The organism is Marinomonas sp. 63XJN7_9_ISO-PGPR-S23-217 (assembly GCF_056173515.1).
The window spans coordinates 5,105,001-5,131,471 of the sequence record NZ_CM149678.1; the positions used below are offsets into that span (position 1 = coordinate 5,105,001).

The 26,471-nt window shown below is 46.0% G+C and carries 29 protein-coding genes (1 of these 29 only partly in view); 11 read left to right on the forward strand and 18 right to left on the reverse strand.

Annotated features, from left to right (window positions below):
• From ispH to murJ, 6 genes are all read right to left on the reverse strand, one after another.
• Positions 1 to 229, reverse strand: partial view of a 4-hydroxy-3-methylbut-2-enyl diphosphate reductase gene (gene ispH, locus AC0VYI_RS23660; protein ID WP_199478032.1) — the 5' end (the start) only. Its footprint begins 722 nt before the window's first position; 229 of the gene's 951 nt are visible here — the first part of the coding sequence; its start codon is at positions 227 to 229; its stop codon lies beyond the left edge, outside the window.
• The gene (locus AC0VYI_RS23665) at positions 226 to 657 is read right to left on the reverse strand and encodes an FKBP-type peptidyl-prolyl cis-trans isomerase (RefSeq protein WP_475446022.1); all 432 of its coding nucleotides are present in this window, start codon (positions 655 to 657) and stop codon (positions 226 to 228) included. Before AC0VYI_RS23665 ends, ispH begins: the two co-directional genes overlap by 4 nt.
• Positions 654 to 1,160: a signal peptidase II gene (lspA, locus tag AC0VYI_RS23670; protein WP_199478030.1), complete on the reverse strand. Its 507-nt coding sequence runs from the start codon at positions 1,158 to 1,160 to the stop codon at positions 654 to 656. Before lspA ends, AC0VYI_RS23665 begins: the two co-directional genes overlap by 4 nt.
• The gene (gene ileS / locus AC0VYI_RS23675; protein ID WP_475446024.1) at positions 1,160 to 3,982 is read right to left on the reverse strand and encodes an isoleucine--tRNA ligase; all 2,823 of its coding nucleotides are present in this window, start codon (positions 3,980 to 3,982) and stop codon (positions 1,160 to 1,162) included. Before ileS ends, lspA begins: the two co-directional genes overlap by 1 nt.
• A 32-nt stretch (positions 3,983 to 4,014) precedes the next feature.
• Complete coding sequence (ribF, locus tag AC0VYI_RS23680) at positions 4,015 to 4,944, reverse strand: bifunctional riboflavin kinase/FAD synthetase (protein ID WP_475446026.1); 930 nt, start codon at positions 4,942 to 4,944, stop codon at positions 4,015 to 4,017.
• 131 nt (positions 4,945 to 5,075) lie between these two features.
• A complete protein-coding gene (gene murJ, locus AC0VYI_RS23685; RefSeq protein WP_199478027.1) occupies positions 5,076 to 6,659 on the reverse strand; it encodes a murein biosynthesis integral membrane protein MurJ in 1,584 nt (527 codons plus the stop codon).
• 228 nt (positions 6,660 to 6,887) lie between these two features.
• Here murJ and rpsT point away from each other — a divergent pair, with 228 nt between their 5' ends.
• Complete coding sequence (rpsT, locus tag AC0VYI_RS23690; protein WP_199478026.1) at positions 6,888 to 7,151, forward strand: 30S ribosomal protein S20; 264 nt, start codon at positions 6,888 to 6,890, stop codon at positions 7,149 to 7,151.
• An 81-nt stretch (positions 7,152 to 7,232) separates the two neighbouring features.
• On the opposite strand, the gene AC0VYI_RS23695 is transcribed toward rpsT, so the two are convergent.
• The 5 genes from AC0VYI_RS23695 to rplU all read right to left on the reverse strand — a co-directional run bounded on the left by AC0VYI_RS23695 (position 7,233) and on the right by rplU (position 10,680).
• Positions 7,233 to 7,595, reverse strand: a complete 363-nt coding sequence (locus AC0VYI_RS23695) for a diacylglycerol kinase (RefSeq protein ID WP_199478025.1) — start codon at positions 7,593 to 7,595, stop codon at positions 7,233 to 7,235.
• A gap of 28 nt (positions 7,596 to 7,623) precedes the next feature.
• Positions 7,624 to 8,748, reverse strand: a complete 1,125-nt coding sequence (gene proB / locus AC0VYI_RS23700; RefSeq protein ID WP_199478024.1) for a glutamate 5-kinase — start codon at positions 8,746 to 8,748, stop codon at positions 7,624 to 7,626.
• Positions 8,749 to 8,783: 35 nt separating this feature from the next.
• A complete protein-coding gene (gene cgtA, locus AC0VYI_RS23705; protein WP_199478023.1) occupies positions 8,784 to 9,971 on the reverse strand; it encodes an Obg family GTPase CgtA in 1,188 nt (395 codons plus the stop codon).
• Positions 9,972 to 10,078: 107 nt separating this feature from the next.
• On the reverse strand, positions 10,079 to 10,336 hold the full coding sequence (rpmA, locus tag AC0VYI_RS23710; protein ID WP_012071897.1) for a 50S ribosomal protein L27: 258 nt from the start codon (positions 10,334 to 10,336) through the stop codon (positions 10,079 to 10,081).
• A gap of 35 nt (positions 10,337 to 10,371) precedes the next feature.
• Positions 10,372 to 10,680, reverse strand: coding sequence for a 50S ribosomal protein L21 (gene rplU, locus AC0VYI_RS23715; protein ID WP_067020013.1), 309 nt, complete (start codon positions 10,678 to 10,680; stop codon positions 10,372 to 10,374).
• Between the two features lie 281 nt (positions 10,681 to 10,961).
• Between rplU and ispB the strand changes: the two genes are divergently transcribed.
• Positions 10,962 to 11,942 carry an octaprenyl diphosphate synthase gene (gene ispB / locus AC0VYI_RS23720; RefSeq protein ID WP_199478022.1) on the forward strand — a complete coding sequence of 327 codons (981 nt, stop codon included), beginning with the start codon at positions 10,962 to 10,964 and terminating at the stop codon, positions 11,940 to 11,942.
• Positions 11,943 to 12,004: 62 nt separating this feature from the next.
• On the opposite strand, the gene AC0VYI_RS23725 is transcribed toward ispB, so the two are convergent.
• Positions 12,005 to 12,934 (reverse strand): alpha/beta fold hydrolase, encoded by a 930-nt coding sequence (locus AC0VYI_RS23725; protein WP_475446029.1) that lies wholly within the window; start codon positions 12,932 to 12,934, stop codon positions 12,005 to 12,007.
• Positions 12,935 to 13,232: 298 nt separating this feature from the next.
• On the opposite strand from AC0VYI_RS23725, the gene fabA reads away from it, so the two are divergent.
• Together fabA and fabB are read left to right on the forward strand one after the other, a co-directional pair.
• Complete coding sequence (gene fabA / locus AC0VYI_RS23730) at positions 13,233 to 13,748, forward strand: bifunctional 3-hydroxydecanoyl-ACP dehydratase/trans-2-decenoyl-ACP isomerase (protein WP_067020020.1); 516 nt, start codon at positions 13,233 to 13,235, stop codon at positions 13,746 to 13,748.
• A gap of 26 nt (positions 13,749 to 13,774) precedes the next feature.
• Positions 13,775 to 14,989, forward strand: a complete 1,215-nt coding sequence (gene fabB, locus AC0VYI_RS23735) for a beta-ketoacyl-ACP synthase I (RefSeq protein WP_199478020.1) — start codon at positions 13,775 to 13,777, stop codon at positions 14,987 to 14,989.
• Between the two features lie 116 nt (positions 14,990 to 15,105).
• Here fabB and AC0VYI_RS23740 read toward each other — a convergent pair whose 3' ends face one another.
• The 6 genes from AC0VYI_RS23740 to AC0VYI_RS23765 form a co-directional block, all read right to left on the reverse strand.
• Positions 15,106 to 15,846, reverse strand: a complete 741-nt coding sequence (locus AC0VYI_RS23740; protein WP_199478019.1) for a lysophospholipid acyltransferase family protein — start codon at positions 15,844 to 15,846, stop codon at positions 15,106 to 15,108.
• A gap of 18 nt (positions 15,847 to 15,864) precedes the next feature.
• The gene (locus AC0VYI_RS23745; RefSeq protein ID WP_199478018.1) at positions 15,865 to 16,974 is read right to left on the reverse strand and encodes a 1-acyl-sn-glycerol-3-phosphate acyltransferase; all 1,110 of its coding nucleotides are present in this window, start codon (positions 16,972 to 16,974) and stop codon (positions 15,865 to 15,867) included.
• Between the two features lie 240 nt (positions 16,975 to 17,214).
• Positions 17,215 to 20,136, reverse strand: a complete 2,922-nt coding sequence (locus AC0VYI_RS23750; RefSeq protein WP_475446031.1) for an insulinase family protein — start codon at positions 20,134 to 20,136, stop codon at positions 17,215 to 17,217.
• 173 nt (positions 20,137 to 20,309) lie between these two features.
• On the reverse strand, positions 20,310 to 20,891 hold the full coding sequence (gene smrA / locus AC0VYI_RS23755; protein ID WP_199478016.1) for a DNA endonuclease SmrA: 582 nt from the start codon (positions 20,889 to 20,891) through the stop codon (positions 20,310 to 20,312).
• A 175-nt stretch (positions 20,892 to 21,066) separates the two neighbouring features.
• A complete protein-coding gene (locus tag AC0VYI_RS23760) occupies positions 21,067 to 22,068 on the reverse strand; it encodes a phage integrase (RefSeq protein ID WP_475446033.1) in 1,002 nt (333 codons plus the stop codon).
• Positions 22,069 to 22,077: 9 nt separating this feature from the next.
• A complete protein-coding gene (locus AC0VYI_RS23765; RefSeq protein WP_475446035.1) occupies positions 22,078 to 22,716 on the reverse strand; it encodes a S24 family peptidase in 639 nt (212 codons plus the stop codon).
• 125 nt (positions 22,717 to 22,841) lie between these two features.
• Between AC0VYI_RS23765 and AC0VYI_RS23770 the strand changes: the two genes are divergently transcribed.
• The 7 genes from AC0VYI_RS23770 to AC0VYI_RS23800 all read left to right on the forward strand — a co-directional run bounded on the left by AC0VYI_RS23770 (position 22,842) and on the right by AC0VYI_RS23800 (position 26,459).
• Positions 22,842 to 23,087, forward strand: coding sequence for a hypothetical protein (locus AC0VYI_RS23770; RefSeq protein WP_475446037.1), 246 nt, complete (start codon positions 22,842 to 22,844; stop codon positions 23,085 to 23,087).
• 9 nt (positions 23,088 to 23,096) lie between these two features.
• Positions 23,097 to 23,396: a helix-turn-helix domain-containing protein gene (locus AC0VYI_RS23775; protein WP_475446039.1), complete on the forward strand. Its 300-nt coding sequence runs from the start codon at positions 23,097 to 23,099 to the stop codon at positions 23,394 to 23,396.
• Positions 23,393 to 23,713, forward strand: a complete 321-nt coding sequence (locus tag AC0VYI_RS23780; RefSeq protein ID WP_475446041.1) for a DUF3850 domain-containing protein — start codon at positions 23,393 to 23,395, stop codon at positions 23,711 to 23,713. The genes AC0VYI_RS23775 and AC0VYI_RS23780 overlap by 4 nt, the downstream gene beginning before the upstream one ends.
• Positions 23,714 to 23,715: 2 nt before the next feature.
• A complete protein-coding gene (locus AC0VYI_RS23785; RefSeq protein ID WP_475446043.1) occupies positions 23,716 to 23,886 on the forward strand; it encodes a hypothetical protein in 171 nt (56 codons plus the stop codon).
• Positions 23,883 to 24,278: a hypothetical protein gene (locus AC0VYI_RS23790; RefSeq protein WP_475446044.1), complete on the forward strand. Its 396-nt coding sequence runs from the start codon at positions 23,883 to 23,885 to the stop codon at positions 24,276 to 24,278. Before AC0VYI_RS23785 ends, AC0VYI_RS23790 begins: the two co-directional genes overlap by 4 nt.
• Before the next feature lie 205 nt (positions 24,279 to 24,483).
• Positions 24,484 to 24,696 carry a hypothetical protein gene (locus AC0VYI_RS23795; RefSeq protein ID WP_475446046.1) on the forward strand — a complete coding sequence of 71 codons (213 nt, stop codon included), beginning with the start codon at positions 24,484 to 24,486 and terminating at the stop codon, positions 24,694 to 24,696.
• A complete protein-coding gene (locus AC0VYI_RS23800; protein ID WP_475446048.1) occupies positions 24,693 to 26,459 on the forward strand; it encodes a replication endonuclease in 1,767 nt (588 codons plus the stop codon). The genes AC0VYI_RS23795 and AC0VYI_RS23800 overlap by 4 nt, the downstream gene beginning before the upstream one ends.
• Positions 26,460 to 26,471: the final 12 nt, after the last annotated feature.

Below are 26,471 nucleotides of genomic sequence, written 5' to 3' on the forward strand. Positions count from 1 at the left end.
CATGGGCACTAAAGATAACAATATTGTCATCAGGCACTTGATCCAATTCATCAACAAATACGGCACCACGAGCTTTTAATGATTCCACAACAAATTTGTTATGAACCACTTCATGGCGCACGTAAATAGGCGCTTCGAATAAATCTAAGCAACGGTTGACGATTTCAATCGCACGATCTACCCCAGCACAAAATCCACGAGGATTGGCCAACTGAATAGCAAAACTCATGATGCCTCCTCAATTGCCACAATTTGCACTCGATAAGTTAATGAGCACCCTGCGAGTGGATGATTAAAATCAACAATGACATCTTGATCACCAATTTCTGCGATAACACCAGGCAACTCATTGTTCGCAGCATCTGAAAAGGACACGACCATGCCCTCTTCTAAATCCATTGAGAACTGAGAGCGTGGAATACGCTGGATATTGTTTTCATTGTGTGCACCAAACGCTTTTTCTGGCGACATCACAAACGATGCTTCATCACCTGCTTTCATGCCAATTAGCACTTCTTCAAAAGCAGGCAACAAATTGCCATCACCAAACACAAATTGAGCGGGTGCTTGATCAAAATTGGAATCTACAATCTGACCATCTTCCAAAGACAACTCAAAATGCAAGGTCACTCGGCTGTCTGCCGTCACTAAACTCATTCTTTTTCACCTTTCTTCGGCTTAACAAATAAGCCTTCTAACAGCATCAAGATAACACCTATTGTGATCGCACTATCGGCCACATTAAAGGCGGGGAAGTACCAAGATTGCTGCCAATGAACCTGTACAAAATCAACCACATGGCCATAGGCAAGACGATCATGCAAATTACCAAGAGCACCGCCCATAATCAGACTTAATGCAGCCGCCTCCCAAGGATTTTTACGACCAATCCTGACTAAACGCCAGCTAATCCCCACCACCACGGCTATTGCAATCAAGGAGAACAACCAACGCTGCCACCCCCCTGCTTGAGCTAAAAAACTAAAGGCCGCGCCAGTGTTGTAGCGCAATGTCAGATCAAGCACGGGCAACAAATGGATTTCCTGCCCATAAAACAAATTCGCCACAACCGCTTGTTTGGTGATCCAATCCAAGACCACCACTGCAATTGCCAGCGCCCACCAGCGCTGGGCTTGTTGCCACATATATCGAAAGGTCATTAAGCGTAAAGGCGTTGTTCACCTTCCCCATCAGGTAGGTTAGAGATACAACGATCACACAGCTCAGGGTGCGCTTCTCGTTTCCCCACTTCTTCACGATGATGCCAACAGCGCACACACTTTGCACGCTTGCTTAACTCGACATGCACTTTAAGACTGGCAAGATCGGTTGCAACCGCCCCCTCAGCCGTTTGGTCAAGAGGCAAAACTTTCACATCAGAGGCAATCAGCACAAAGCGAAGTTCATCACCTAGACGATTCAATGTGGTTTGCAATGCCTCGTCACAATACAAGGTAATTTCCGCACTCAAGCTGGCTTTCATTTTGCCTTCATTACGTGCCGCTTCAAGCACCTTGTTGGTCGCCACTTTCACTTCAAGAACTTGTTTCCAGAACTCGCGACCAAGTACTTCGTCTCCCGCCAGCTCTTCAAGCCCTTCGTACCAGGTTTCTAGGAACACAGACTCGCTACGCTCCCCAGGAAGGGCCAACCAAATCTCATCTGCTGTGTAGCTCAAGATGGGAGAGATCCAACGGGTGAAAGCTTCCATCACATGATACAAAGCCGTTTGCGCCGAACGACGCGCTAAACTGTCTTCTTGTGTGGTGTATTGACGATCTTTGATCACATCCAAGTAGAAACCACCTAAATCTACCGAACAGAAGTTCTGGATTTTTTGGTTGACGGTATGGAATTGATATTCGCCGTAAGCCACATCCAGATCTTTTTGTAGCTGCGCTGCACGATCAACAATCCAACGATCCAACGCGATCATTTCGCTTGAAGGTACCATGTCTTTTGCTGGATCAAAGCCATTCAAGTTTGCCAACATAAAACGCGCAGTATTACGGATACGACGGTAAGAATCCGCCACACGTTTCAGGATTTCGTCGGACACGGTCATTTCGCCTGTGTAATCGGTTGCCGCAACCCATAAACGAATAATATCCGCGCCTAGAGTGTCCATCACTTTCTGTGGAGAAACCACGTTACCGAGTGATTTAGACATCTTGCGACCATCACCATCGACGGTGAAGCCGTGAGTTAGCACACCTTTATAAGGCGGTACACCACGGATCGCGATAGAGGTCTTCAAAGAAGACTGGAACCAGCCACGATGTTGGTCAGAACCTTCAAGGTACAGATCCGCAGGGAAGCTCAATTCATCACGTTGGTCGATAACAGAGTAGTGAGTCACACCAGAGTCGAACCACACATCTAATGTGTCGGTTACCTTGCTGTATTGCTCCGCTTCGTCACCCAAAAGCTCTGCCGCATCTAGATCAAACCAAGCATCGATACCGGCTTTTTCAATACGCTGCGCCACTTCTTCGATCAAACGAGGTGTTTCTGGGTGAAGCTCTTGCGTTTCTTTATTGATAAACAAAGCAATTGGCACACCCCAAGTACGCTGACGTGACACACACCAATCTGGACTGTTATTCAACATACCTTCCATGCGGTTTTGACCCCAAGAAGGTGTCCACTTCACACCTTTGACCGCTTCTTTCGCAGAATCCAATAGACCTTTTTCATCCATGCTGATAAACCATTGTGGTGTCGCACGGAAGATCAACGGTGTTTTAGTACGCCAGCAGTGTGGATAACTGTGGAAAATTTTTGACTGAAACACCAAAGCGTTATTACGGTTTAGTGCTTCCAACACAGCATCGTCTACTTTGTAAACGTGCATGCCCGCGAATTCGCCTGCTGCTTCCGAGTAAACACCGTTATCTTGCACGAGGTTGATGGTACCTAAGCCATTTTCACGGCCCACGTTAAAGTCATCTACCCCATGGTCTGGTGCCGTATGAACACAACCAGTACCCGCTTCCGTCGTTACGTGTTCCCCTAAGATAACTGGGATATCACGTTCAACAAACGGATGATCCAACAGAATGCCATTAAGGTCTGCACCCACAGCACGCCCCACGATGCGGTATGTCTCTTGGCCATAACGCTTCATCACCGCGTCGACCATGTCTTCCGCTAGAATCAGGCGCTCTTTGCCTGTTCCCATGTCCACTTCAACCAGTGCGTAATTAAATTCTGGATGAATCGAGACCGCTTGACTGGCTGGCAAAGTCCAAGGCGTAGTGGTCCAGATAACAACCGAGACTTTACCTTCCCCTTCCACACCTGAGAATTTTGCCAACAACGCCGCTTCATCTTTTGGTGTGTAACGCACATCCAAAGACAAAGAGGTCTTATCTTGGTATTCCACTTCCGCTTCCGCCAAGGCTGAACCACCGACCACACTCCAGTAAACAGGCTTAAAACCTTTTACTAAGTGGCCATTTTCAGCGATTTTACCCAACGCACGTACAATGTTCGCTTCGGTTACAAAGTTCATGGTCAGATAAGGATTGTCCCAATCTCCCATCACTCCAAGACGGATAAAGTCTTTTTTCTGTTCTTCGATTTGCGAGTAAGCGTATTCGCGGCATTTCGCACGAAAATCTTTGTACGATACTTTATCGCCCGCTTTACCGATCAACTGTTCAACTTTGTGTTCGATTGGCAAACCATGGCAGTCCCAACCGGGAATGTACGGGGCATCAAAGCCGCTGACGGTTTTCGATTTAACAATAATATCTTTGAGGATTTTGTTAACCGCGTGACCAATGTGAATGCTACCGTTCGCGTATGGAGGGCCATCGTGAAGAATAAAAGACTTACGGCCTTTACTCACTTTACGTACTTTGTTGTATAGATCCATATCCTGCCAGCGCTTCAGCATTGCAGGTTCACGTTTTGCCAAATCACCACGCATTGGAAAATCCGTGTTGGGCAAATTCAGTGTCGGTTTATAATCACTCATGGTTTATCGATTCATCCTCAAAGATCATCTTTTCACTGATTAGCAAAAAAGCGTTGTGCTTCTTCTTTATCACGTTGAATTTGTTGTTCCAGCTCACTTAGGCCGGACATTTTTCGTTCTGCCCTGATAAAACGACAGAAAGTGACCTGTACATATTGATCATACAAATCACCATTAAAGTTGAACAAATGCACTTCCAGCACAGGGGTTTTGCCATTAACCGTGGGGCGCATACCTATATTGGCAACACCTTCGTGGCGCACGCCCTCTGTTTCCAGCGTCACAGCATAAACACCTGATAATGCAGACATGGTGCCTTTCAAATGCACATTGGCAGTGGGAAAACCAATAGTACGGCCCAGCTTTTGCCCGTGGATCACTCGACCGCTTAGCATCACCGGGTGCCCCATGTTTTCTTGAGCGGCGCTAATATCTCCCCGCTCTAACGCTTGACGCACTAGCGTGCTGCTGATTCGTTCACCCAATGTATTGAGCACGGAGGGTGTATTTTCAACATCAAAACCGTGGGTTTCACCGAATTGACGCAAATATTCAAAATCCCCTTGGCGATCACAGCCAAAACGAAAATCATCCCCCACCACCAAATGCCGTACAGACAAGCCATCCGACAAAATGCTCTGGCAAAAGGTATAGGCATCAAGCTGCTGAAGCTTGGGATTGAAAGGCAAACATAAGACATAATCGATGCCCTGCCCTTTGAGCAATTCCACCTTATCCCGCAAGCGACTAATGCGCCCTGGCGAAGTATTTGGTGCAAAAAACTCGCGTGGCTGAGGCTCAAATATCATAATCCCCGCAGGCACACGATAATAGGCAGCCAATGCTTTTACTCGACTTAAAATAGCGTGATGCCCAAAATGAACGCCGTCAAAATTCCCAATCGTTAGCACACCTGCTTGATGCTTTTCTCGGATATTATGAATACCCCGTATTAACTCCATAGTGCCTCGTTCAAGACCATTCCACCCAGCGCTGAAAAAAATAACCAAGATTATATAGCAGTTCACTAGATGACGGTAGGCCAGAACTTACACAAACGCGCTTTCAGCTGGCCATATCACAAGCAGTGAACTTACCCGTGCCTTAACATTGATAAACGCAGGCCCGCCAGTATGGCGACCCCCACATACACAAACACCCCAACAACAACGATTAGCAGGGTATCACCAATACGCTGCAGATTACTCATCTGGGTCCATACCCAACCCTGCTGAAGGAACACATACAAACACACCCCCAGCGCAGATGTTGCAAGCACTAGAATACGCAGCAAACGCTTCCACTGATCAGAAAATACATGATGCCCTCGCTTACGCAGGCCACGCCATAATAAAAAAGCATTAATACATGCCGATAAACTGGTCGCCAGCGCCAAGCCAACGTGCCCTAGCGGCCAAACAAAAATCAGATTCAGCACCATATTTGACACCATAGCAATAATACCAATACGCACTGGTGTTTTTGTGTCTTGTCTTGCATAGTACCCTGGCGCCAACACTTTAATCAGCATCATAGAAACCAATCCGAGAGAATAAGCTTGCAAACTTTCTGAAGCCTTCACCACATCATGAACCGTCAGCGCACCTCGATAAAAGATGGTGGCAATCAAAGGCTCTGCCAACATAAAGAGCGCTAAAGAAGAAGGCACGGCAATCAGCAATAATACACGCAACCCCCAGTCTAGAGTCGACGAGAAGCTGTCTGCTTTTTTGCTAGCAAAACTCCGTGACAATGACGGCAAAATAACCGTACTAATCGCAATAGCAAAAATCCCCAACGGTAGTTCGTACAAACGATCCGACAAATACAACCAAGTAATACTGCCAGTTTGCAGGAACGACGCCAGCACAGTGTCTAATAACAGGTTGATTTGACTCACAGACACCCCAAATAGTGCCGGACCAATCAGCAATAAAATGCGCTTAACCCCCGGATGACGAAAATTCAGAGTCGGCATGGGTAACAGTTTGAGCCGAGCTAAGAACGGCATTTGGAAAGCAAGCTGCACCAATCCTGCGAAAAACACCCCCCACGCCACATAAATCTCAGACTGAGCCGCATTACGCGCAAACACCAAGGTGGCAACCAACAAGGTAATATTGAGAAAAATTGGCGTAATCGCAGGAACCGCATACTCACCATGAGCATTAAGCACGCCACCAGCCAGTGCGGTTAACGAAATAAACATTAAATAAGGAAACGTAATAGTCAGCAACTCAGATGCCAAACGCGACTGCTCACCATCGGAAGCAAAGCCTGGCGCAAAAACATAAATAACCCACGGCGCGCAGAGCATAAACAAAGCCGTCATCACCAATAGCACCAAGGCTAGTGAGCCCGATACAGCAGCAATTAACGCTTTCACCTCTTCTTTGCTGGTATTGACCCGATAATCACTCAGAACAGGCACAAAGGCTTGCGCAAAAGCGCCTTCTGCAAAAAGTCGACGAAAAAAGTTAGGGATTTTAAACGCCACATAGAAAGCATCCGCGCCGGCACTGGCCCCTAATACATACGCCAACGCCGAATCTCGAGCCAACCCTAGAATACGTGACAAAAAAGTACAGATGGAAACTAAGACACCGGAACGTAATAAAGAACTCTTTTGCGCTATTTCTTTTGATTCTTTTTTAGACACCACATTTTCTTCAGACATTATAATTTTACTAACCATACCAAGCAATTGGAGCAAGAATACCACCAGATTGACCGACAAGGCAGGAAAATAAGCCACTAGATTTGGTGATTATTTGTATAATGGGGTTGTGACACGCAAAAAAACTGGTAAAATCCGCCGCGAGATTCTCAAGTCAAACTTGACATTAATTTCACGACGCAGCACAGTGCTGTGCCGTTTCCTAATATAATTGAAAGGAGCCAGACTGTGGCAAATTCCGCCGGTTCAAAAAAACGTGCGCGCCAGGCGATCAAACGTCGCGCTCATAATGGTAGCCTGCGCTCTATGGTTCGTACCTACTTGAAAAAAGTAGATGCAGCTATCGAAGCAGGTAATCAAGCTGATGCACAAGCAGCTTATACTCTAGCCACTTCTAAGCTAGACAAAGCAGCTGGTAAAGGCCTATATCACAAAAACAAAGCAGCTCGTCATAAGAGCCGCTTGAGTGCTAAAATCAAAGCACTGGCCTAATACCCATAAAAAAACCGGCTTTTGCCGGTTTTTTTATGTCTTTCACATTGCTGCACTGCCATCAAAGCGGCAAGATTGACTCTATGAGAAAATAACCAGCGCCCACACAACGGCCGCCAACACCAAAGACAGCATCACAGCCGCTGACCCTAGGTCTTTAGCCCGCCCAGACAGCTCATGCTGCTCATTACTAATTCGATCAACAACCGCCTCTACACTGGAATTAATCGTTTCAACGATCAATACCATACCAGCAGAAAAAATCAGCAATGCTTTTTCCATGCCACCATCGCCCAACCAAAGCGCCAATGGCAAGGCCACTAAAAACAAGCAGGTTTCTTGACGAAAAGCCGCTTCATGCTTCCATTGCGCCCTTAACCCCTGATAAGAATAACGCGTTGCACTAATAACTCGCGCCAAACCAGACTGCCCCGGTTTTGCCATGCCACTCTCCTAAGCACATTAAATTGCGTTAAATAATGACCAAATCATCTCGGTTAATCAGCTCCGGCTCACTCTCGTAACCCAGCACGCTCAAAATATCGGAGGAAGGACGACCAAGCAACTTTAAGGTTTCTGCCACGGTATAATTGATCAAACCACGCGCTACCAGAGCACCCTGCTCATCCAAACACAGCACCATATCACCACGAGAAAAAGACCCTTGCGCATCTTTCACCCCTACAGCCAACAAACTGGTACTACCTTTGCGCAACGCTTTAACCGCACCCTCATCCAGCACCAGCGTCCCACGACTTTTTAACTGCCCAGCCAACCACTGTTTACGGGCCGCTAGCCGCCCATGTTCAGGCTGTAACCAGGTCCCCAAATGCTCGCCAGAAGCTACCCGCAGTATAACACTCTCCTCACGACCCGAGGCAATCAAAGTGTCAGCCCCAGAGCGCGCCGCTAAACGCGCCGCACGCACTTTCGTCAACATACCGCCACTGCCCAACAAACCAGCCCCACCGCTGGCCATAGACTCTAAACGCTCATCGGTCGCTGAAACATGAGAGATCAGGGTGGCATCTTTGTGGTCTCTTGGGTTTTTATCAAATAACCCCTGCTGATCCGTCAAGATAATCATCACATCGGCTTCCACCAAGTTCGCCACCAGCGCCCCTAAGGTGTCGTTGTCACCAAATCGAATTTCGTCGGTTACAACTGTATCGTTTTCGTTAACAATGGGTACAACCCCCAAACTAAGCAACGTGCGTAATGATGAACGCGCATTTAAATAACGTCGACGATTAGATAAATCATCATGGGTGAGTAAAATTTGCGCTGTACAAAGGCCATGCTTTTCAAAATGACTCTCATACACCCCCACCAGCTCCATTTGACCGACCGCGGCAGCAGCCTGCAATTCATTCACTTGAGTCGGTCGAGAAGAAAAACCAAGACGTTTCATACCAGCGGCAATGGAGCCAGATGACACCAACACCACTTCTTTACCTTGCTCTCGCAATTGAGCTATTTGCTCAACCCACAATCCGATGCGCTCGACATCCAAACCCTGACCGTCATTCGTCAACAGAGCGCTACCGATTTTCACCACCAGCCGCTGCGCCTTCGCAATCTTTTCTCGCCTTTCCATACTTCCGCTTACCCACCCACAAAATTAGCCAATGCTTAAACGTATTCTACTTCGACATCATAATCGTCATCATCAAAATCATCGTCATCCAGCATTTTACCTTCTAAACGACGCTTCTCACGCAACGCCATAATACGATGACGCCCTTCTTCGTCAATCAAGGCACGCATCGCTTTCTCTTTTTCTCGAGCCTCTGGATCTTCTGCCAATAACTCGCGCTGAGTCTCAAGCGCCGTCATCAAGTCCAAACACAACACCTCCGTCCCTTCGCCAGAAATTGCCGAGACACGGTATGTTCTTCCTTGCCAGCCCAACGCATCGATAACACTCTGGCAGCGCTCTTCCAACTCGTCTTCCGGCACCATATCGGTTTTATTCAGAACCAACCAGCGATCACGTTCTGCCAAAGTGGGGCTAAACTGCTGCAATTCATTCACCGCAATAAGTGCCGCTTCCGCTGGCGTAATCTCGTCCCAAGGAGCCAAATCGACAACATGAAGCAAAATACGGTTACGAACCAAGTGTTTTAAGAAACGAATCCCCAGACCTGCCCCTTCCGACGCACCTTCAATGATGCCTGGAATATCTGCCACAACGAAGCTCTGGTGTTTTTTCACCTTCACCACACCCAAATTCGGCACCAAGGTTGTAAAGGGGTAATCTGCGACTTTTGGCTTAGCCGACGAGACTGCACGGATAAAAGTGGATTTACCCGCATTAGGCAAACCAAGCAACCCCACATCCGCCAGCACTTTCATCTCCAGCTTTAGAGTCCGCTCTTCTCCAACAGTTCCTTTCGTCGTTTGGCGAGGGGCACGGTTAGTACTGGATTTAAAGCGCGTGTTACCTAAACCGTGGTGACCACCTTGGGCCACTTTCAAGCGCTGACCATCGCGCACCAGATCTCCTAAGGTTTCACCAGTGTCCTCATCAATCACTGTTGTACCAATCGGCACTTTAACCTCAAGATCGGCCCCTTTTGAGCCAGTCATGTCTCGCCCTTGGCCGCCTTCACCACTTTCAGCGATGTATTTTTTCGTATAGCGAAAGTCGATCAGCGTATTTAAAGCCTCATCAGCAACCAAATACACACTGCCGCCATTGCCGCCATCACCGCCATCGGGACCGCCTTTGGCAACAAATTTTTCCCGCCAAAAGCTCAAACAACCATTACCGCCTTTACCCGCTCTTACATAGATACTGGCTTCATCAACGAATTTCACAGATTCACCTCTTCGGTGGATTATCAGAATCAACAGATTCTAATTATAAGATTTTTCCAAAAAAAAAGCCCCGCGTCGCGGAGCTCTTTTTAAGTTTTTAGCAGTAATTAAGCCGCTACGACAGAAACCGTACGACGCTTAAGTTTACCTTTCACTTCAAACTTTACTTGACCTTCAACAACAGCGAACAAGGTGTGATCTTTACCGATCTGAACACCAACACCTGGGTGGAATTGAGTTCCACGCTGACGAACAAGAATGTTACCTGGGATCACAACTTGACCACCAAAACGTTTGACACCTAATCGTTTCGACTCGGAATCGCGACCGTTACGAGTACTACCACCCGCCTTTTTATGAGCCATGACTTACTCCTTAAATGTATTTTAGTTAGCGCTTATTAGTTAATCGCAGTGACTTTCACTTCTGTGAACCACTGACGATGCCCCATACGCTTCATAGAATGCTTACGACGACGGAATTTCAAAATTTTCACTTTGTCTCCGCGACCATGAGTAACTACTTCTGCTGTTACTTTAGCGCCTTCTACAACTGGAGCGCCAACTTTAACGTCGTCGCCATTGCTAACAAGAAGTACGTCGTTAAATTCAACCACGCCACCTTCTTCTACTGCAAGTTTTTCAACCTTAAGGGTTTGGCCTTCTTGCACACGGTATTGCTTACCGCCAGTTTTGATTACTGCAAACATGTTCTTCTCCAATGAGATTTACCCGGCTACTGAATTGGATTTGACCTACTTCTAGTGGCACCAAATTTCTGTCGATCACAACAAAAATCCACTTACCATATGATAGGGAGCAAAATGTAGGTAAATCGGACGCGAGATTGTACAAAATCAAACCAGCCAATACAAGTAAAAAGCACGGTGTTTATGTATTTTTCATCTTTTGGGTTGACCCTGACACAAGGCTTACCTAGCATGGGACAGACTTGCTTTACAGCTTAGTACTTTTTAGCTTCGGAAATCGTATGCAACCCACAAAAATACATGATGTTGTGGCCAACGAATTTGGCCGAGTAAACGAATATATAGTGTCACAACTGAAAAGTGACATCCCTCTCATTGAACAAATCGGTTATTACATTATCAGTAACGGTGGTAAACGTCTTCGCCCTCTCATGGTACTCCTTGCTGCCAAAGCAAGCCTACACTTGGATGATAACAAGCTCGATAAAGCCATCAAAATGGCCACCATTATTGAGTTTATTCACACATCAACGCTACTGCATGATGATGTGGTGGATGAATCCGATATGCGTCGCGGCAAAAAAACCGCCAATGAAGAATGGGGTAACGCCCCCAGCGTATTAGTCGGTGACTTCCTCTATACACGCGCCTTTCAATTAATGGTGAGCATTCAGAGCATGGAATGTATGGCCATTCTCGCTGAAACCACCAACATCATCGCGGAAGGGGAAGTACAACAGCTCATTAACTGTGGCGACCCAGATACGACCGAAGAAAACTATTTGAAAGTCATCCAATACAAAACGGCAAAGCTATTCGAAGGGGCCGCGCTATGTGGCGCAGTTATCGCGGAGGCCAATGATGACATCAAAACGGCACTCAAAAACTATGGCATGTACGTAGGCACCGCTTTTCAATTGATTGATGATGTTATGGACTACACCAGTACCGCCGAGGAAATGGGTAAAAGCGTAGGCGATGACTTGGCAGAAGGGAAACCAACCCTCCCTTTAATCTACACCATGCAACATGGCACCCCTAACGCTGTGAGCCGTGTCCGACACGCCATTGAAACCGGAGGCTTAGAACAGCTAGACACCATCATTAGAGATGTCCAAGAGTGTGGCGCCATTGAGTACACAGAACAATGCGCTCAGGAACAGGCTGATCTAGCCATTGCAGCATTAGCCCCTCTCGGTGATTCAGAATATAAAGAAGCGTTAATTAACTTAGCTCACGCCTCCGTTAAACGCCGTAACTGATGTCAAATCGCCTCGAAACAAAAGAGCCACGCTGAGTGGCTCTTTATTGCTTGCCCATATACTCAAGAGCCATGCTCAGTAGCACGATCAAATGAATCCAACCAACCCTTCACCTGCTGTGCAGCGGCAGCTGGGTCTTCTTGCATAAAACAATGCCCCCCTTTTACCGTCACGACCTTAATATTCGGATTCAAGCGAGCGGCCAAATGATGGGCCTCGAGAAAAAAGCCATAAGATGACTCCCCTTGAATAATATAGGTTGGCACCTTTACCGTACGAATCAGTCGCCATAAACCTTTAGGGTAAGAGGAAAAAATGGCGGCCTCCATCCAAGGAGGGCAACGCAGATAACATTGCCCATCTTCGTCTTCTCGAATAGAATAGCGAATGTAGTCATCCAAGCATCGATCTTGCCACCCCTTAAAAGTACCACGACCTTTAAAACTGGCCTTCACCTTAGCGAGACTCTCCCAATGTGTACGGCGACGAGAGGCCTTTCGCACCATCGGTAAGCGTCGTTTCAACCCAGAAACACGCACACCACGCATCATCCAGATCACTTTGGGTGGATACATTGCGGGATCAAGTAGAACAATCCGATCAAATAAGCCAGGCTCTTGAACACTCATGAGAGCTGTCAAACAACCACCAAAGCTATGTCCCATACCAATTCTTTCGGTCACAGGCAATTGAGGTAAGCGCGACTGCAACGAGCGAACAAATCGACTAGCCGTTTCATTCCAGCCAACAAACGTCTCACCCGGTGAGGACTCACCATGACCAGCAGCATCTTGCAAAAGCAGATTATAGTCACTGGCGAAATGCGCTAAAAAATGCCGATAGGACCCCACAGCAAAGCCGTTTCCATGAAGAAAATGCAGCGAGGCTAACGAATGATCAGTCTGCGATTGATAGCCCACCAAAAAATCATTCTTATTATCATCAACACTATACTGCCAAGGGGCACAAAGTTTGCCACCAATATCTATCATACATCTACTCTAATTTATTTTTATCGGTCACATTATGAGTCTTGAGAGCGAGAAAAAACATCCCTAGTCCATCGACCAATTGCGGTTTCTGGTATGTTGCTCCGTAAAAAAGCATCAATTTTCAGTACACAAACCTAAAAATATGCCTTTCTTAAGCAAGGTTAGCGCTTTTTTTCTGTTCAATCATTCATATTAAGCGCTCAAACCGATATAATCCGCTAGATTTTATACTGCTAACAGGACCACATAACTCAGCATAACCCATCGCGTTATTCGCTGTAGGTGGAATAGGACTATAATGACTAGAGCTTCCTCGTTTGAAAAAGACGAACTATTGCAATGTGGCTACGGCGAAATGTTTGGTGAAGGTAATGCCCAACTACCCGTAGGCAACATGTTGATGATGGATCGCATCACACGTATCTCAGCCGAAGGCGGAGAACACGGCAAAGGTGAAATCATTGCCGAGTTGGATATTCATCCCGACCTTTGGTTTTTCCAATGCCACTTTCCTGGCGACCCAGTCATGCCTGGCTGTTTAGGCCTAGATGCAATGTGGCAAATTGTTGGCTTCTTCCTTGGCTGGAAAGGCAACAAGGGCCGTGGGCGCGCATTGGGCTGTGGTGAAGTTAAGTTCACAGGACAAATTCTCCCAACAGCGAAAAAAGTCACTTTCAATATCCAATTGAAACGTGTGATCGAACGTAAATTGGTGATGGGTATTGCTGACGGAAGCGTATCCGTTGATGGACGAGAAATTTACGTTGCAAAAGATTTGCGCGTTGGTTTGTTCACAACCACTGATAACTTTTAAAGATTAAGGGTAAAGAGGCACATTATATGCGTCGTGTAGTAGTAACAGGTCTTGGCATTGTCAGTTGTCTTGGCAATGACAAAGAGAGCGTTTTAAACTCCTTGCGCGAGGGCCGTTCTGGTATTCGTTTCGCTGAAGATTACAAAGAACATGGCTTTCGCAGCCATGTTTGCGGTCGTATCGATTTAGATAGCGATAGTATTGATCGTAAAGCGCGTCGCTTCATGGGCGATGCCGCAACTTATGCTTATGTTTCTATGCAGCAAGCGATTGCGGACTCAGGCTTAAGCGAAGAACAAGTGTCTAATGTCCGCACAGGCTTAATTGCAGGGTCTGGTGGTGCATCGGCACAAAACCTAGTGGAATCGGCAGACACCCTACGAGAAAAAGGCGTAAAACGCGTGGGCCCCTACCGTGTTACGCAAACCATGGGAAGTACGGTATCAGCATGTTTGGCGACTCCTTTTAAAATCAAAGGCGTAAACTACTCCATCACCTCCGCTTGTTCGACCAGTGCTCACTGTATTGGTAATGCCATGGAACTTATCCAGCTAGGCAAACAGGATGTAGTGTTTGCAGGCGGTGGCGAAGAAGAGAGCTGGGAGCAAACCTGTATGTTTGATGCCATGGGTGCCTTATCGTCTAAGTACAATGACACTCCTGAAATTGCGTCTCGCGCCTATGACTCAAACCGTGATGGCTTTGTTATCGCGGGGGGTGGCGGTATTCTCGTTCTTGAAGAGCTAGAGCACGCAAAAGCACGTGGCGCAAAAATTTATGCTGAGGTCGTTGGCTACGGTGCCACATCGGACGGTTACGACATGGTCGCTCCGTCTGGCGAAGGTGCCGTTCGCTGTATGCAAATGGCCATGAGCACCATTGATGGCAAAATTGATTACATCAATACTCATGGTACCAGCACACCAGCGGGTGACATGAAAGAGCTACAAGCAGTGAATGAAACCTTTGGTGAAAATATCCCTGCGGTCAGCTCAACCAAGTCCTTATCTGGTCATTCCCTCGGTGCGGCGGGTGTTCATGAGGCCATCTATTGTTTATTGATGATGGAAAACAAATTCATTGCGGCCTCCGCCAACATTGACGAACTTGACCCAGCAGCAGGCCACATCCCTGTCGTGACCACACGTCAAGACAATGTGGATTTGAACCTGATTATGTCTAACAGCTTTGGCTTTGGTGGTACAAACGCCAGCTTGGTATTCAAGAAATATCAGTCATAGCGGCCGAACGCTAAGCTCATACACAAAAGCCGCAGTCTTCCTTCTTATTAAGAAGTAAGACTGCGGCTTTTTTAATGACCAAAGTGATAACAAAAGAAGAATGACGATGGGACTGTCTATGCCCCTTTTGGCAATTTCGCCATCTCGGCGCGCATCCAAGCGGTCATCTCATCATGTAATTGTCCCGTTTTCTTACCTTCCGACTCGATCACAGGCCCAATCACCAAACGAATCGCCCCAGGTTTTTTCAAAAAACTCTTACTTGGCCAAGCGTATCCTGCATTATGCACTACGGGTAAAATCGGCACATTCGCAGAGGTTGCCAGCATAGCAGCCCCTTTATTGAATTCTTTCACTTCCGTTGGCTTAGTTCGAGTTCCCTCAGGAAAAATCAACACTGATCGGCCATCTTCCAACCGCTCTTTGCCCTGACTCATAATTTGTTTCAACGCATTAGTACGTTTAGATCGATCAATGGCAATTGGCTGTACCATACGCAGCCCCCAACCAAAAAAAGGCATAGATAACAGCTCTTTCTTCAAGACAGTAGACACAGGAGCCATCAAAACCTGTAAAACATATGTCTCCCATTCACTTTGATGATTCGCCACCAATACAACTGGGCGATTTTTGTTGATGTGTTCTCGTCCTATGATTTCAATCTTCACCCCACATAGAACCCGAAAAACAAATAGCAAGCCTTTATTATGCAAATTCAACACTGGTTGACGCACATCCTTAGGCAAGATGATGGTAGCGAATGGTGCCATCAACCCAAATAGTATGGTTGATAACGCGTAATAAACAAAAAACACGGTGGAACCAACCCAGGATCTTAACAACGTCCCGATATTCATTAGTCATTACCTTACTGATTATACATTTACATATTTTTGCTTTTGTTTTAGCGGGTTAGCATACATAGCCAACACCGTCTCACGCAGCGCCTCTGGACAAGTTTGCATATACACTTCAAACGCACTGTCTGTCGCGGGCATTCCTTGCTGCATAGCAAACGCCGACTCATTACTTGGTTGAATTGCATAATGAGAGAGTATCTGACGGTCGACCTCCTCAACAAAATCTTCAGGAGTCTCAATGCCTTCTGTGGTAATCACATCACCAAAGGTGACAACCACTTTACCTTTCTGCCCCACAATGCCATTTTTGATGCTATCAATGTCTTCAAATTCTGCTTTTTCATAATTACCTGTGGTCGATTTTTGATGCAACTCTCGCGCCTTATCAAACGCACAAGGGTCGTATTCGTAGGAAATTGAGACAGGCACCACATTAAGATTGGCCATGGCTTCAGGAAAAGCCACTTTGTCTTTCTTCTGACTCATGTAAAACATTTTAATGATCGCGGGATCCGTTTGGTCCAAGCCATCTTTCGCTCGACCTTCTTTCTGGGCAATCCAAATATTACAGTGCTCTTTGGTTATTGAATGAGTGATATAGGAAGATAGCTGCCCAAAAGCCGCCATCATTTCACGAATTCCATTGGCAGAGCGCTTCACAATAAAGCTTTTATTCAGACGCATTAAATCAGAAACAAAAGGACGACGTAATAAATTATCCCCAATGGCTATCCGGACAGTATCCAGACCTGCCATGTATAAACCGTAATTCACAAACGCTGGGTCCATCGCAATGTCTCGATGATTCGACAAAAATAAATACCCCACATCCTTTTGAAGCTTATCAATGCCTCGGTACTCAACATCAGTGGTCGTATTTTTGATCATACGTTCCATGTAATTCGCTACACCCATCTGAAAATCACGAACATTACGAATGCCTGAAAACTGCCGCTTAAGAGCCATTTTCACCAACAGCGATAACGGCCCTCTAAGGAATGTCGGCCAACCTGGAAAACGAAAGCCTATAATGGTATTAATAAAATCCGGTGTTTCTAACAAGTTTTGCAACACCCCGGCGACTTCATCGTCGTTGTAAGGGCGTATATCATGAAACTGATCCATTTAATTTTCCGCTAATAAAAACGATAACGTTTTTGTTGTTTAAATATTTATTCGAAGCCAATAGCCAAAATGGCAGTAAACTAGACCCAAAAAACCGATTTTATAGACAATCTTTGCGTATTTTGAGTCTTTTTGCGAGCCAACGGCATTTAACTTTTTATTTCGAACCTAGCCCAAAGACTAGGTCCATTATCATTGTCCTAGCAATGTTGTGATAATTGGTAATACGATCATCGCCTTCTATAAGGTCTGAATAGCAAACCCAAGTTTTTCAAGCTCTGCACGTCGCGTGTTAGAGGTGACAACGGCAACGCTTTCATTGTCTTTGGTCAAATACGCTTTCGTCACCGCTTTTAACTGGTCAATGGTCACCGCTAAAATACTGGCACGAAAAGCTTCTCGATACTCAAGAGACCGCCCATGCAACTTAACATAAAAGTCATTTTGTGCTTCTCCTGCGGGGGAGCTTGGCTTATCCATGGATCCGATCACGCCCAAAATGGCTTCTTCAAGGGCCGCCTCTGAATGCTCTTCATTCAGCATCCATTCAATAGAAGCATCAAAATCCGCTAACGTTTCGGTCAAACGTGGATCACGGTATGAATAAAAACGGAATGCTCCGCTACTACCATCAAAGCTCGCACCGCCGCCATAAGCGCCACCCTGTTCTCGGATAGCCCGGTGCAAGAAGCCATTACGCAAAAAGCCACCTAAGACATTGAGCGCTGCCACATCAGGATGGTCCCCCGATACCGTACGGAATGATTTACTACAGAAACTCACCTGCGTAGCCGTTAACCATGCCGTTTTCACCTTGCTATCCACAGGCGCTAAAGCAAACGCTGTCTGATGATCTCCTTGTGGCAAGTCAGCAAACACCGTCTTCGCATCGTCTAACACATTTGCTTCGTGCTGTGGCTCTGCCACCAACAATAGCTGTTTTTTCGCAGTAAGCAATTTACCATGTAAACGTTTGAACACAGTCATTACGTTTTCAACAGCGGCGTTATCGGCTTTCATTGCTTCATCCAAGGCAATCGCAGAACGAATGCCTGACATACCACCCCATTGCTCTTGTCTTGCTGCCAACCCTGACACGCCTGCCGAGGCGGCTGTCATGGCTAGAGAGTGCCCTTGGCCCGTAATAGACTGTTCTCGACGAGCTCGACGCTGTGCCACCAACTCCTTCACCCGAGTAACCTCATCAAAGCGCACATTCATCATGGTGTCTTTTAATAATTCACTCATGGCTTTGACATTTGGCACCAATGCTTTGCTGGACAAAATGAAATAGCCATTAATATTTTGTCGATCTTCTATGGTCGCACGGATCGAATTTGATGCCCCCAGTCCACCACATACCTGGGACTGACGCTCTTGGACGGCAAGATAATCTTGATCGCCGATACCTAGCTCCGTCAATACTGATGAGAATAGCGGCAAATGCTCCGTCTCTTCTTCGTCGAGCTCGGGTAAATCAATTACCAACTGCTGATAAACCAAACCATTGGTTCCCTGAGGATAAAAAGTAATGGGCAAATCGCCTGAGACTTCCTCGCTGTCATACACTGGCAAGCTGGCCGGTACATCTTCTAGCCCTACTTTTGGCAAGATGCTCATATCGTCCACCTGTGCCTGACGGGCTTTGAGCGCCTCACTACGGGCGACAATGTCCGCTTTCTGTTCATCGCTTAACGCCGCTTTAATTTTACTCAAACGGTCTTTTTCCGCCTGATTTCGACGTGTTTCCAGTGCATCATCAGGACTTAACGTGAGCGTGACTCGGTGGGCGTTAGACAATAATAAAGTCTGGATCAAGTTTGGAATGTATTGCGGGTCGCGCACTTTTTCTCGCATGGCCTCGATCACCGGATCCAAATCCAATTGCGCGATCACATCCCCAGAATGCACGGCTGTCGACAAGCCAGCTAGAATCAATTGCAAGCCATATGGGTAGCTGCCACCGCCGATTTCACGCTGACTCAACTCCAGTTGGTGTAACATGGCATCGACCGTTTCTTGCGGCACACCTTTTTGAGCAATCTCCTCCAATGTAGACAAAATCAACGTTTCCACTTTGGCCGTATTTTCGCGCTTCACGCCTTCTAAACCGCACATGAAACTCATTTCTTTATTGCTGTCTTCTAGGCCACAAAAAGGCGACGGCGCGCGACCAAGGTCACTGTTCTCTAACACACGACGCAAGGGCGACGCACTGTTGTCTAACAACACATTGGACAATAACTGTGCTTCAAATTGTTGCGTCAGATCGATGCTTTCACCCAGCAACCATCCTACAACAACGTGACTACCATCTTCTTTCACTTCGTCTGCTGCGTAGCCTTCTTCTACTCGAATAGGAGAGAAATAGCGCTTCGCGTTCGGCACACTCACTTGCGTATCCAAACGCTCAAAACGGCTTAAGACCTTCTCCTCAAATTCCGCTTGTAGCGTTTCTGCTGGAATATCACCAAAGGTCATAAATACCGCATTGGATGGGTGATAATGGGTCCGGTAAAACGCCAACAAATCTTGGTAAGACAAATCAGGAATATCACTCGGCTCACCACCAGAGTTGAAATGATAGGTATTATTGGGGAACAGATATTTGGTCAGTGTTTGCCACAGCACAGAGGTGGTAGAGCTCATCGCGCCTTTCATTTCATTAAACACAACCCCTTTAAAGGTCAACTCTGACTCAGAGTTAGTTGGCTCCGCGAATTCTAAACGATGACCTTCTTGGGAGAAGTCCAATTCATCCAAACGTGAGAAAAAGACTGCGTCCAGATAAACCCCTAGCAGGTTATGAAAGTCCTTTTTATTTTTACTGGCAAAAGGATACGCAGTCCAGTCAGATGAGGTAAACGCATTCATGAAGGTATTCAACGAGCGACGAATCATCATAAAAAATGGATCACGTACAGGAAAACGCTCAGAGCCACACAACACGGTATGCTCTAAAATATGCGCCACACCGCAAGAATCTGTTGGTACGGTTTTTAATCCAACCAAAAAGACGTTTTCATCGTTGTCCGATGCGATATGAAAATGTTTAGCGCCGGTTACGGTATGTTCGAACTCTTGAACGGTCACGTTCAAGGCCTCGATAAACTCACTGCGCAAATAGGTAAACGCAGGATGGTGCGCGGTACGATTTGTCATTCTCTACCTCGATTGAATTAGAATACGATGACTTATAATGTTTGGGGCTGCCTGACAAGACTCAAGGCAGCAAAATGCTGAAATTATAGCAAAGATGTCAGTTTTACTGCACGAACTTCACACAAAGCTTTTCTATTTACTGACGCTAACGCCCCATGATGTAGGTGATCAGTTTAGCGTTTTTGGTGTTTTTCCCAGTTTTCTAGACGGGCTTTCTCGCTCTTTTTAAACAGAACATACACGGCGCCGAGGCCACCATGATGACGTTGCGCGCTATGAAAGGCCATCACCATGTCTAAATCCCTCAACCATTTGTTAATATAGCTCTTAATCGTCGCTTGGTTATCAGGATCTGGGGTACGGTCTCCCTTACCGTGAACAATTACCGCCACACGAATGTCGTTACGCAAACAATCTTCCGCAAACTGATAGACCAGTTCTCGAGCTTGAGCCACCGTACGACGATGCAAGTCTAACCGCGACTCGATAGCGTATTTGCCTTGTCTTAAGCGCTTAAAGACACCATCTTGAACCCCAGGGCGTTTATACTCCAGCATGTCATTAGGCGACACCTTCTGCACATAGTCGTGGGACAAATGGTTACTATCCGCTTCTTGGGCTATGACCGCAGCCCGTTTTCTAGCCTGAAAATCGACAGCTGGGCCTTTTTTGCCTAAATACACCTCGCCCTTCTCCAGCGGCTTAATTCCCGCTACTTCTTGAGCAAACAAAGATGGATCATCTTCGTCTTTCACTGTCTTATCCTCTTCTTACCACTTGCTTGTAGCATAGCTTAATTCTCATAGGGGCGACTAACAGCACCCTTCAGTTGTAACAAAGGCCCCGATTAGGGGTCTATATACAAATATAAGCATTTGTTTTTATTAAAATTATTACAAAACATAAAAAATTAGTCCACTTTTTGACCATTCAATTATTCAAGGGCGCATATGATAGCGCTTCTTGAAGGTGATTGGGGGCTAAGTGAGCGTAAATCATTGTGAGTTTAATATCTGAGTGGTCGAGTATCTTTTGCAATGTCAGTATATTTCCCCCATTCATCATAAAGTGACTGGCGTACGAATGTCGAAGAACATGTGTTTTTTGCCCTTTAGGAAGCTCAATTTTTGACACCTCAAGCGCTTTATTAAACTGGCCAAATGACTGTTTTAATCTAAAGAGTTTACCGCCGCCTACTTCTTTTGCTCGTGTTTGTAAATCGGCATATAGGTCGGGGTTGAGTGGTAGTGTTCTGTTTTTTCCGTTCTTGGTGCCAACAAATGTAATACTGTTGTTTGCTAGATTACTACTGGTTATGCTGTCAGCCTCACCCCATCTAGCACCCGTTGATAGGCAAATACGAACAATCAAAGCAACCTCGGGGTGTTTGCTACTTTCAAGGGCGGTGATAATACGTTTCATTTGGTCGACAGTTAAAAAAGGTCGTTCCGTCTGTTTTTGTTTGAGGCGACTGGTGCCTTTCAGCGGGTTTTCATAGTCGATAACACCAAGACGGTATAAACCGTTATAAACAGCGTTGAGAAACTTGAGCGTCTCGTTGACTGTTTCGGGTTTTATGCCTTCATCAATTCGCTGCGTTGCGTATGAGCTGTAATCTATGCGGTTTAGTTTCGATGCAATAGGATTGCCTAGCCGTTCGACGGCTCTGTCTAGCTTTTGGCGACGTTTTTTGTAGTTAATCAGGCGCCGCCCGAAATGCTCCGCCCACAGTTCGACAAGCTCTGACAATGTGCGCGGGTCAGTCGGTTTGTCGTTCCAAGGCTTACCCGTTGCGATGTGTTGGGCTTCAACGAATTTTTGATAGCGTTCCGCTTCGGCTTTTGTTGCGCAGGTCTTACGATAGCGCTTACCGTTTGCCCCCCCTACCCTAAAATCGACTTTCCAACCGTCTTTTGTTTGCTTCGCTGCCATATTTCCCCCTTACACGCAGATACGACCATATACCGCGACACGGCCAGCAATACGCATTTGATCAAGGTCGGTTTTGGGGATTGTCTGGCTTGGGTATTTGGCATTATCTGAAATCACCAGTACGTCACCTGTGAAAGTCATTTGTAGGCGTTTAACAAAGACCTCTGTGCCATAGCTGAAAACGTATATGCCGCCGTCGGGGGCAATGTTGGTGACAGTTCTATCTACAAATAACGGGTCGCCGCTGTAAATGGTTGGTTCCATGGAATCACCACGAGCATACATGATGATCAGATTAGAAGTGTTTACACCGCTAGCGGCTAAGCTGCTTTTCTTGATAGCTATGTATTGGCTTGGGGTTTCGTCTTCGACTAATGCCCCGTGTCCGGCGCTCGCTTCAATCTTGTATTCCGGTACGTTTATATATTCCGCTCCGCCTTCTCTAGCCTCCCCCTCTCCAGTAAGAAGCCAATTAACACTGACTCCTTTTTTAACAGAAGTTTCACAGATTTCTTTATAAGGCGTGCTGTTTCGCATTTTCCATTTGGATACATTTGCAGGAAGAATCCCTAAAGCTTCAGCTAATTCACTGTTATTTCGGCAATTGTAGACACTTTTTAGACGCTCAATCACATCATTAGAATCCATTTTTCACATCCTTTTATACTTTTGGCATTTACTTTTAGAAAAATGTCCTATAGCATCCGTTTTATTCCAATTGGATCAAATAACACCAAATGACATTATTTATAGGACAAGTGGAGTCTATAACAATGGCAAGAACATCAAAAGACACTAATTCACATAAGCAAGCAATTATTGGAGGCATGCCGTTAATGATTAATGCGCCATACATGACCCAAGCGCAGTGGGCGGAATGTACGGGGCTTACTAAAGAAGCCGTTCGCTTGCGTCTGAATGATGGGCAAATTGCTCGTTACCAGCCAAAAGAAGGCGGCACGATCTTCGTTAACGTGATCGCAGAAATGAAAAAAGCACTCGAAGCGAAAACGTATTAAGGGGTAAGTATGCAAATCAAATTCGGGCGAGCGGATCGGTCTAAAAAAGAGTTTGGTCTGTTCTTGATGACAGTGAGGGGGTTAGAAAGTGTTAGTCGTAGTGATCTGGCTCAAAAAGTTGGTATGACGACTGAGGCGTTAGCGAGGATAGAGCGTGGTGAGATTTCGGTAACGATACAGCGCGCGGCTATGTTTTTTGAAGCTCTTAGGGTTCGCGCCTCCATTAAATTCAATGAGTGCGGTGGTGTGACTTTTTATATTTATGAGAACAATCAGCCGTGTCTTTTTGGTTGTGGGGGTGGGTTGTGAGTGGTGTTTTTGATGAATATTTCATGGCTGTAGAAGATGGATTGCGTAAGTTCGGATATCTGCCACAGAGGCATGACCTGAAAATATTTAGGGTCTTTTTTGAGGATATAGCTAACGGTGTAAAGCAGTTTGAGATACGCCGCAATGATCGCAGTTTTGGCTCACGGGATGAGGTGATTCTGAGGGAGTGGCAACCACAACCAAAAGAATATACGGGTAGGTATTGCATAGCCGAAATTACATACATAACCGACTTTGAGCAAAAAGACGGCTTTGTTGTTTTTGGGATCAACGTTAAATACGTGTTTTGGGGGTAAGTATGGACACTATTTACGAGTCAGTTTGCATTGATTGCGGCTGGAAAGGCGCGGAATCAGAGCATCATTTTTTAGACGGCTGGCACGTCTGCCCAAAGTGTCACCAAGCAGAGTTTTTAGTAAGCGGTGATGAACTGGACGAGATGAACGAAAGCGAGGGGGTGCCGTTTTGAAAATTAAACTATTAAGGGATTTGGATGTTGATGAATGTTATGGGGCTGTGAAAGGAGCCATTTTCGAAGTGGTAAACATAACTCAAGATCCTTTTTGTTATGTTTTTGCTGTCCCTAATGGCATCGATTTGAGGGCTTATGTTGCTGATTGTGAAGTTGTTGCGGATGAGTTGAAAGGCGCTGTGGACGTAAAAGAGAATGATAGAGCGTGGCGCGAATTGGTGTATCTGGACGAAATGATTATGGGGCTTGAACAAAGACTCCAGCAAAATAATTTCAATCCAGAATTAACATCGTTAGAAGTAGAGCTTGCAACGCATCAACTTAAGTTAATGCGGAATTGTCGAGAGGCGCACTCTTTGAGAATTTCACTTGAGAGTAAATTACTTTGACCGCCCTAGAAGAACAAAGAAAGCAGCTTTTAGTGCTGCTATCTCTGCCTAACATGCCTGAGCGGGTTTTTACTCATCTATCGCAGTCCTATTTGTTGATGAATTTTAAGGGTGCCAAATGACAGACCAAGACAACGAAAATCGATTTTTTAACATGCTGGCTCTCTGTCCTGATCTTAAAAGGTTTTGGGATCAAGAGGAGCGAATGGCAAAAATGAAAAGCCTACAAACGCACTTGCTTAGATTGCCAGCAACCGAGGGGCAAATGTTGCGCTTCTTCATGGGTGTGTGGTTTGGCAGTACCGACTTGTCAGGATTTGATTTCTTCATAGCAATAAAAGAGCTAGACGAAAGAGAGATAAAGATAATTCGTAAGTGGTTGGTGGAGCCGTTTTTTTGTAGTGAGTGGGCTAAATGATTTTATCTACTCCAACCCCGCAGTGCATAAAGTGGCGCTCTGAATTACTAGGTGGTGTAAGCCCTCAAGACGTGGGCTTTCTGCGCTCGCGTCTTGACGAGTTAGACCAAAGTGAAGGTTATGTTTTATCGAACACATGGCTGCGAAAAGAGATACCCGCTTACCGGTTGCTTAATAAGCTTTCTATGTTGCGTCCTGTGATAGAGCGCGAATACAAAAGTATGAGCTTTTCAGGATCGGAAGAAGACCAGCAAGCGGCGCTGAACTGGTTGCGTAAAACCGTTAATAGACTGCATTACATGGATTCTCTGATAACCGAATTATCAGGCGATGATTTATCACAATTTGCGGATAAAAAAAGCGCCGAGTTTATGCGTAGCTTTGAAGACTTAAGAGCCAGCTTTGGTAGTGCTGCGGCGTTTGAGTATATGGAAGTAGAAATAGAAAAAGCGGGGGTCGATTTTAAAGGTTACTTAAAAGACTTGGCTTATCAGATAAAAACGATTGATGTCTTGGCGATTAAGGAAGCCATGTCTAAGCGCATGAAAACCAAAGAATGGTGGGTTAGGCAAGTTAAAAAACAGTGGATGACCGTAGAGAATATTTTAAGAGAATGTCAGGAAGTCAAAAAATACAAATCGCCTTACGTTTCATCATGGGCGATTAATAAATTCAGGCAGCAACAACATAATAATCTTAATTTTTTAGAAAGCTGGGAAGCTGTTAATGATTGCGGCCAGTCTTTCACACTAAAGCAGCTTTCAGATAAAGGTGTTTCAAACCCTAAAAACCGAGTTGCTGAAATGGCCGTTCGTAGTCGTGGCCTTAGTGAATTGGCTGAGGATATGGGGCATGTTGGCTATCTACTAACGCTAACCGCTCCATCAAAATATCACGCCACCACTGGCGGCAAAAGAAACCCTAAGTTTTACGCCGCTGGTTGTCCTTCCCCTCGTGAAGCTCATAAGTATCTAAATGGTGTTTGGAGACGCTTTAGGGCGTGGTGTAAGCGCGAAGATAAGCCTTTCTATGGATTGAGAACCGTGGAGCCTCATGCTGACGGTTGTCCGCATTGGCATTTTGTTGTCTGGCTTCGTCCAGATGATGCACAAGCCTATTTAGATAAGTTTGAGGAATACGCATTACAAGAAGACGGTGAAGAATACGGGGCAGAAAAGCACCGTTTTACGGCTGTAAAAGATGATCCGGCCAAAGGTTCGATTATCGGTTATTTGCTCAAGTACGTTCAAAAAAACCTAACAGGCGAATACATAGACCTAGATCATGAAGGCGCGGTGTCTGGTAAAGAAGGTGCCGCTCGTGCCATTGCGTGGGCGCGTATGCACCGCATTAGACAGTTTCAATTCTTCGGCGGTGTTTCCGTAACCGTTTGGCGCGAATTGCGCCGCTTGGGTATGAGTGCCGCCCCTACTGCTTGCCTTGATATTTATCACGCTGCAAACCGTGCGGACTGGAAAGACTTCGTCAAAAGAATGGGCGGTGTTTTTGCGGGTAGACAGCAAACCCTAAAGCCTTCTTACACCACAGAAGATAAAAACCAATTTGGCGAAGCTGTGCCAAAGCTAAAAGGCGTTCTTGCGGCCCTAACAGGTGAGTTTGTAAAAACTCGACTCTACGAATGGACTGTTCAGCGCATACAAAAGGGGTCTTTGTCTGGGTCTGGTTCTGGATCTTCTTGGACTCGTGTCAATAACTGTACGCCGCCCTTTGGGGGCGGGAATTACCAACCAACTTATCAATAACGAAAGGACTAA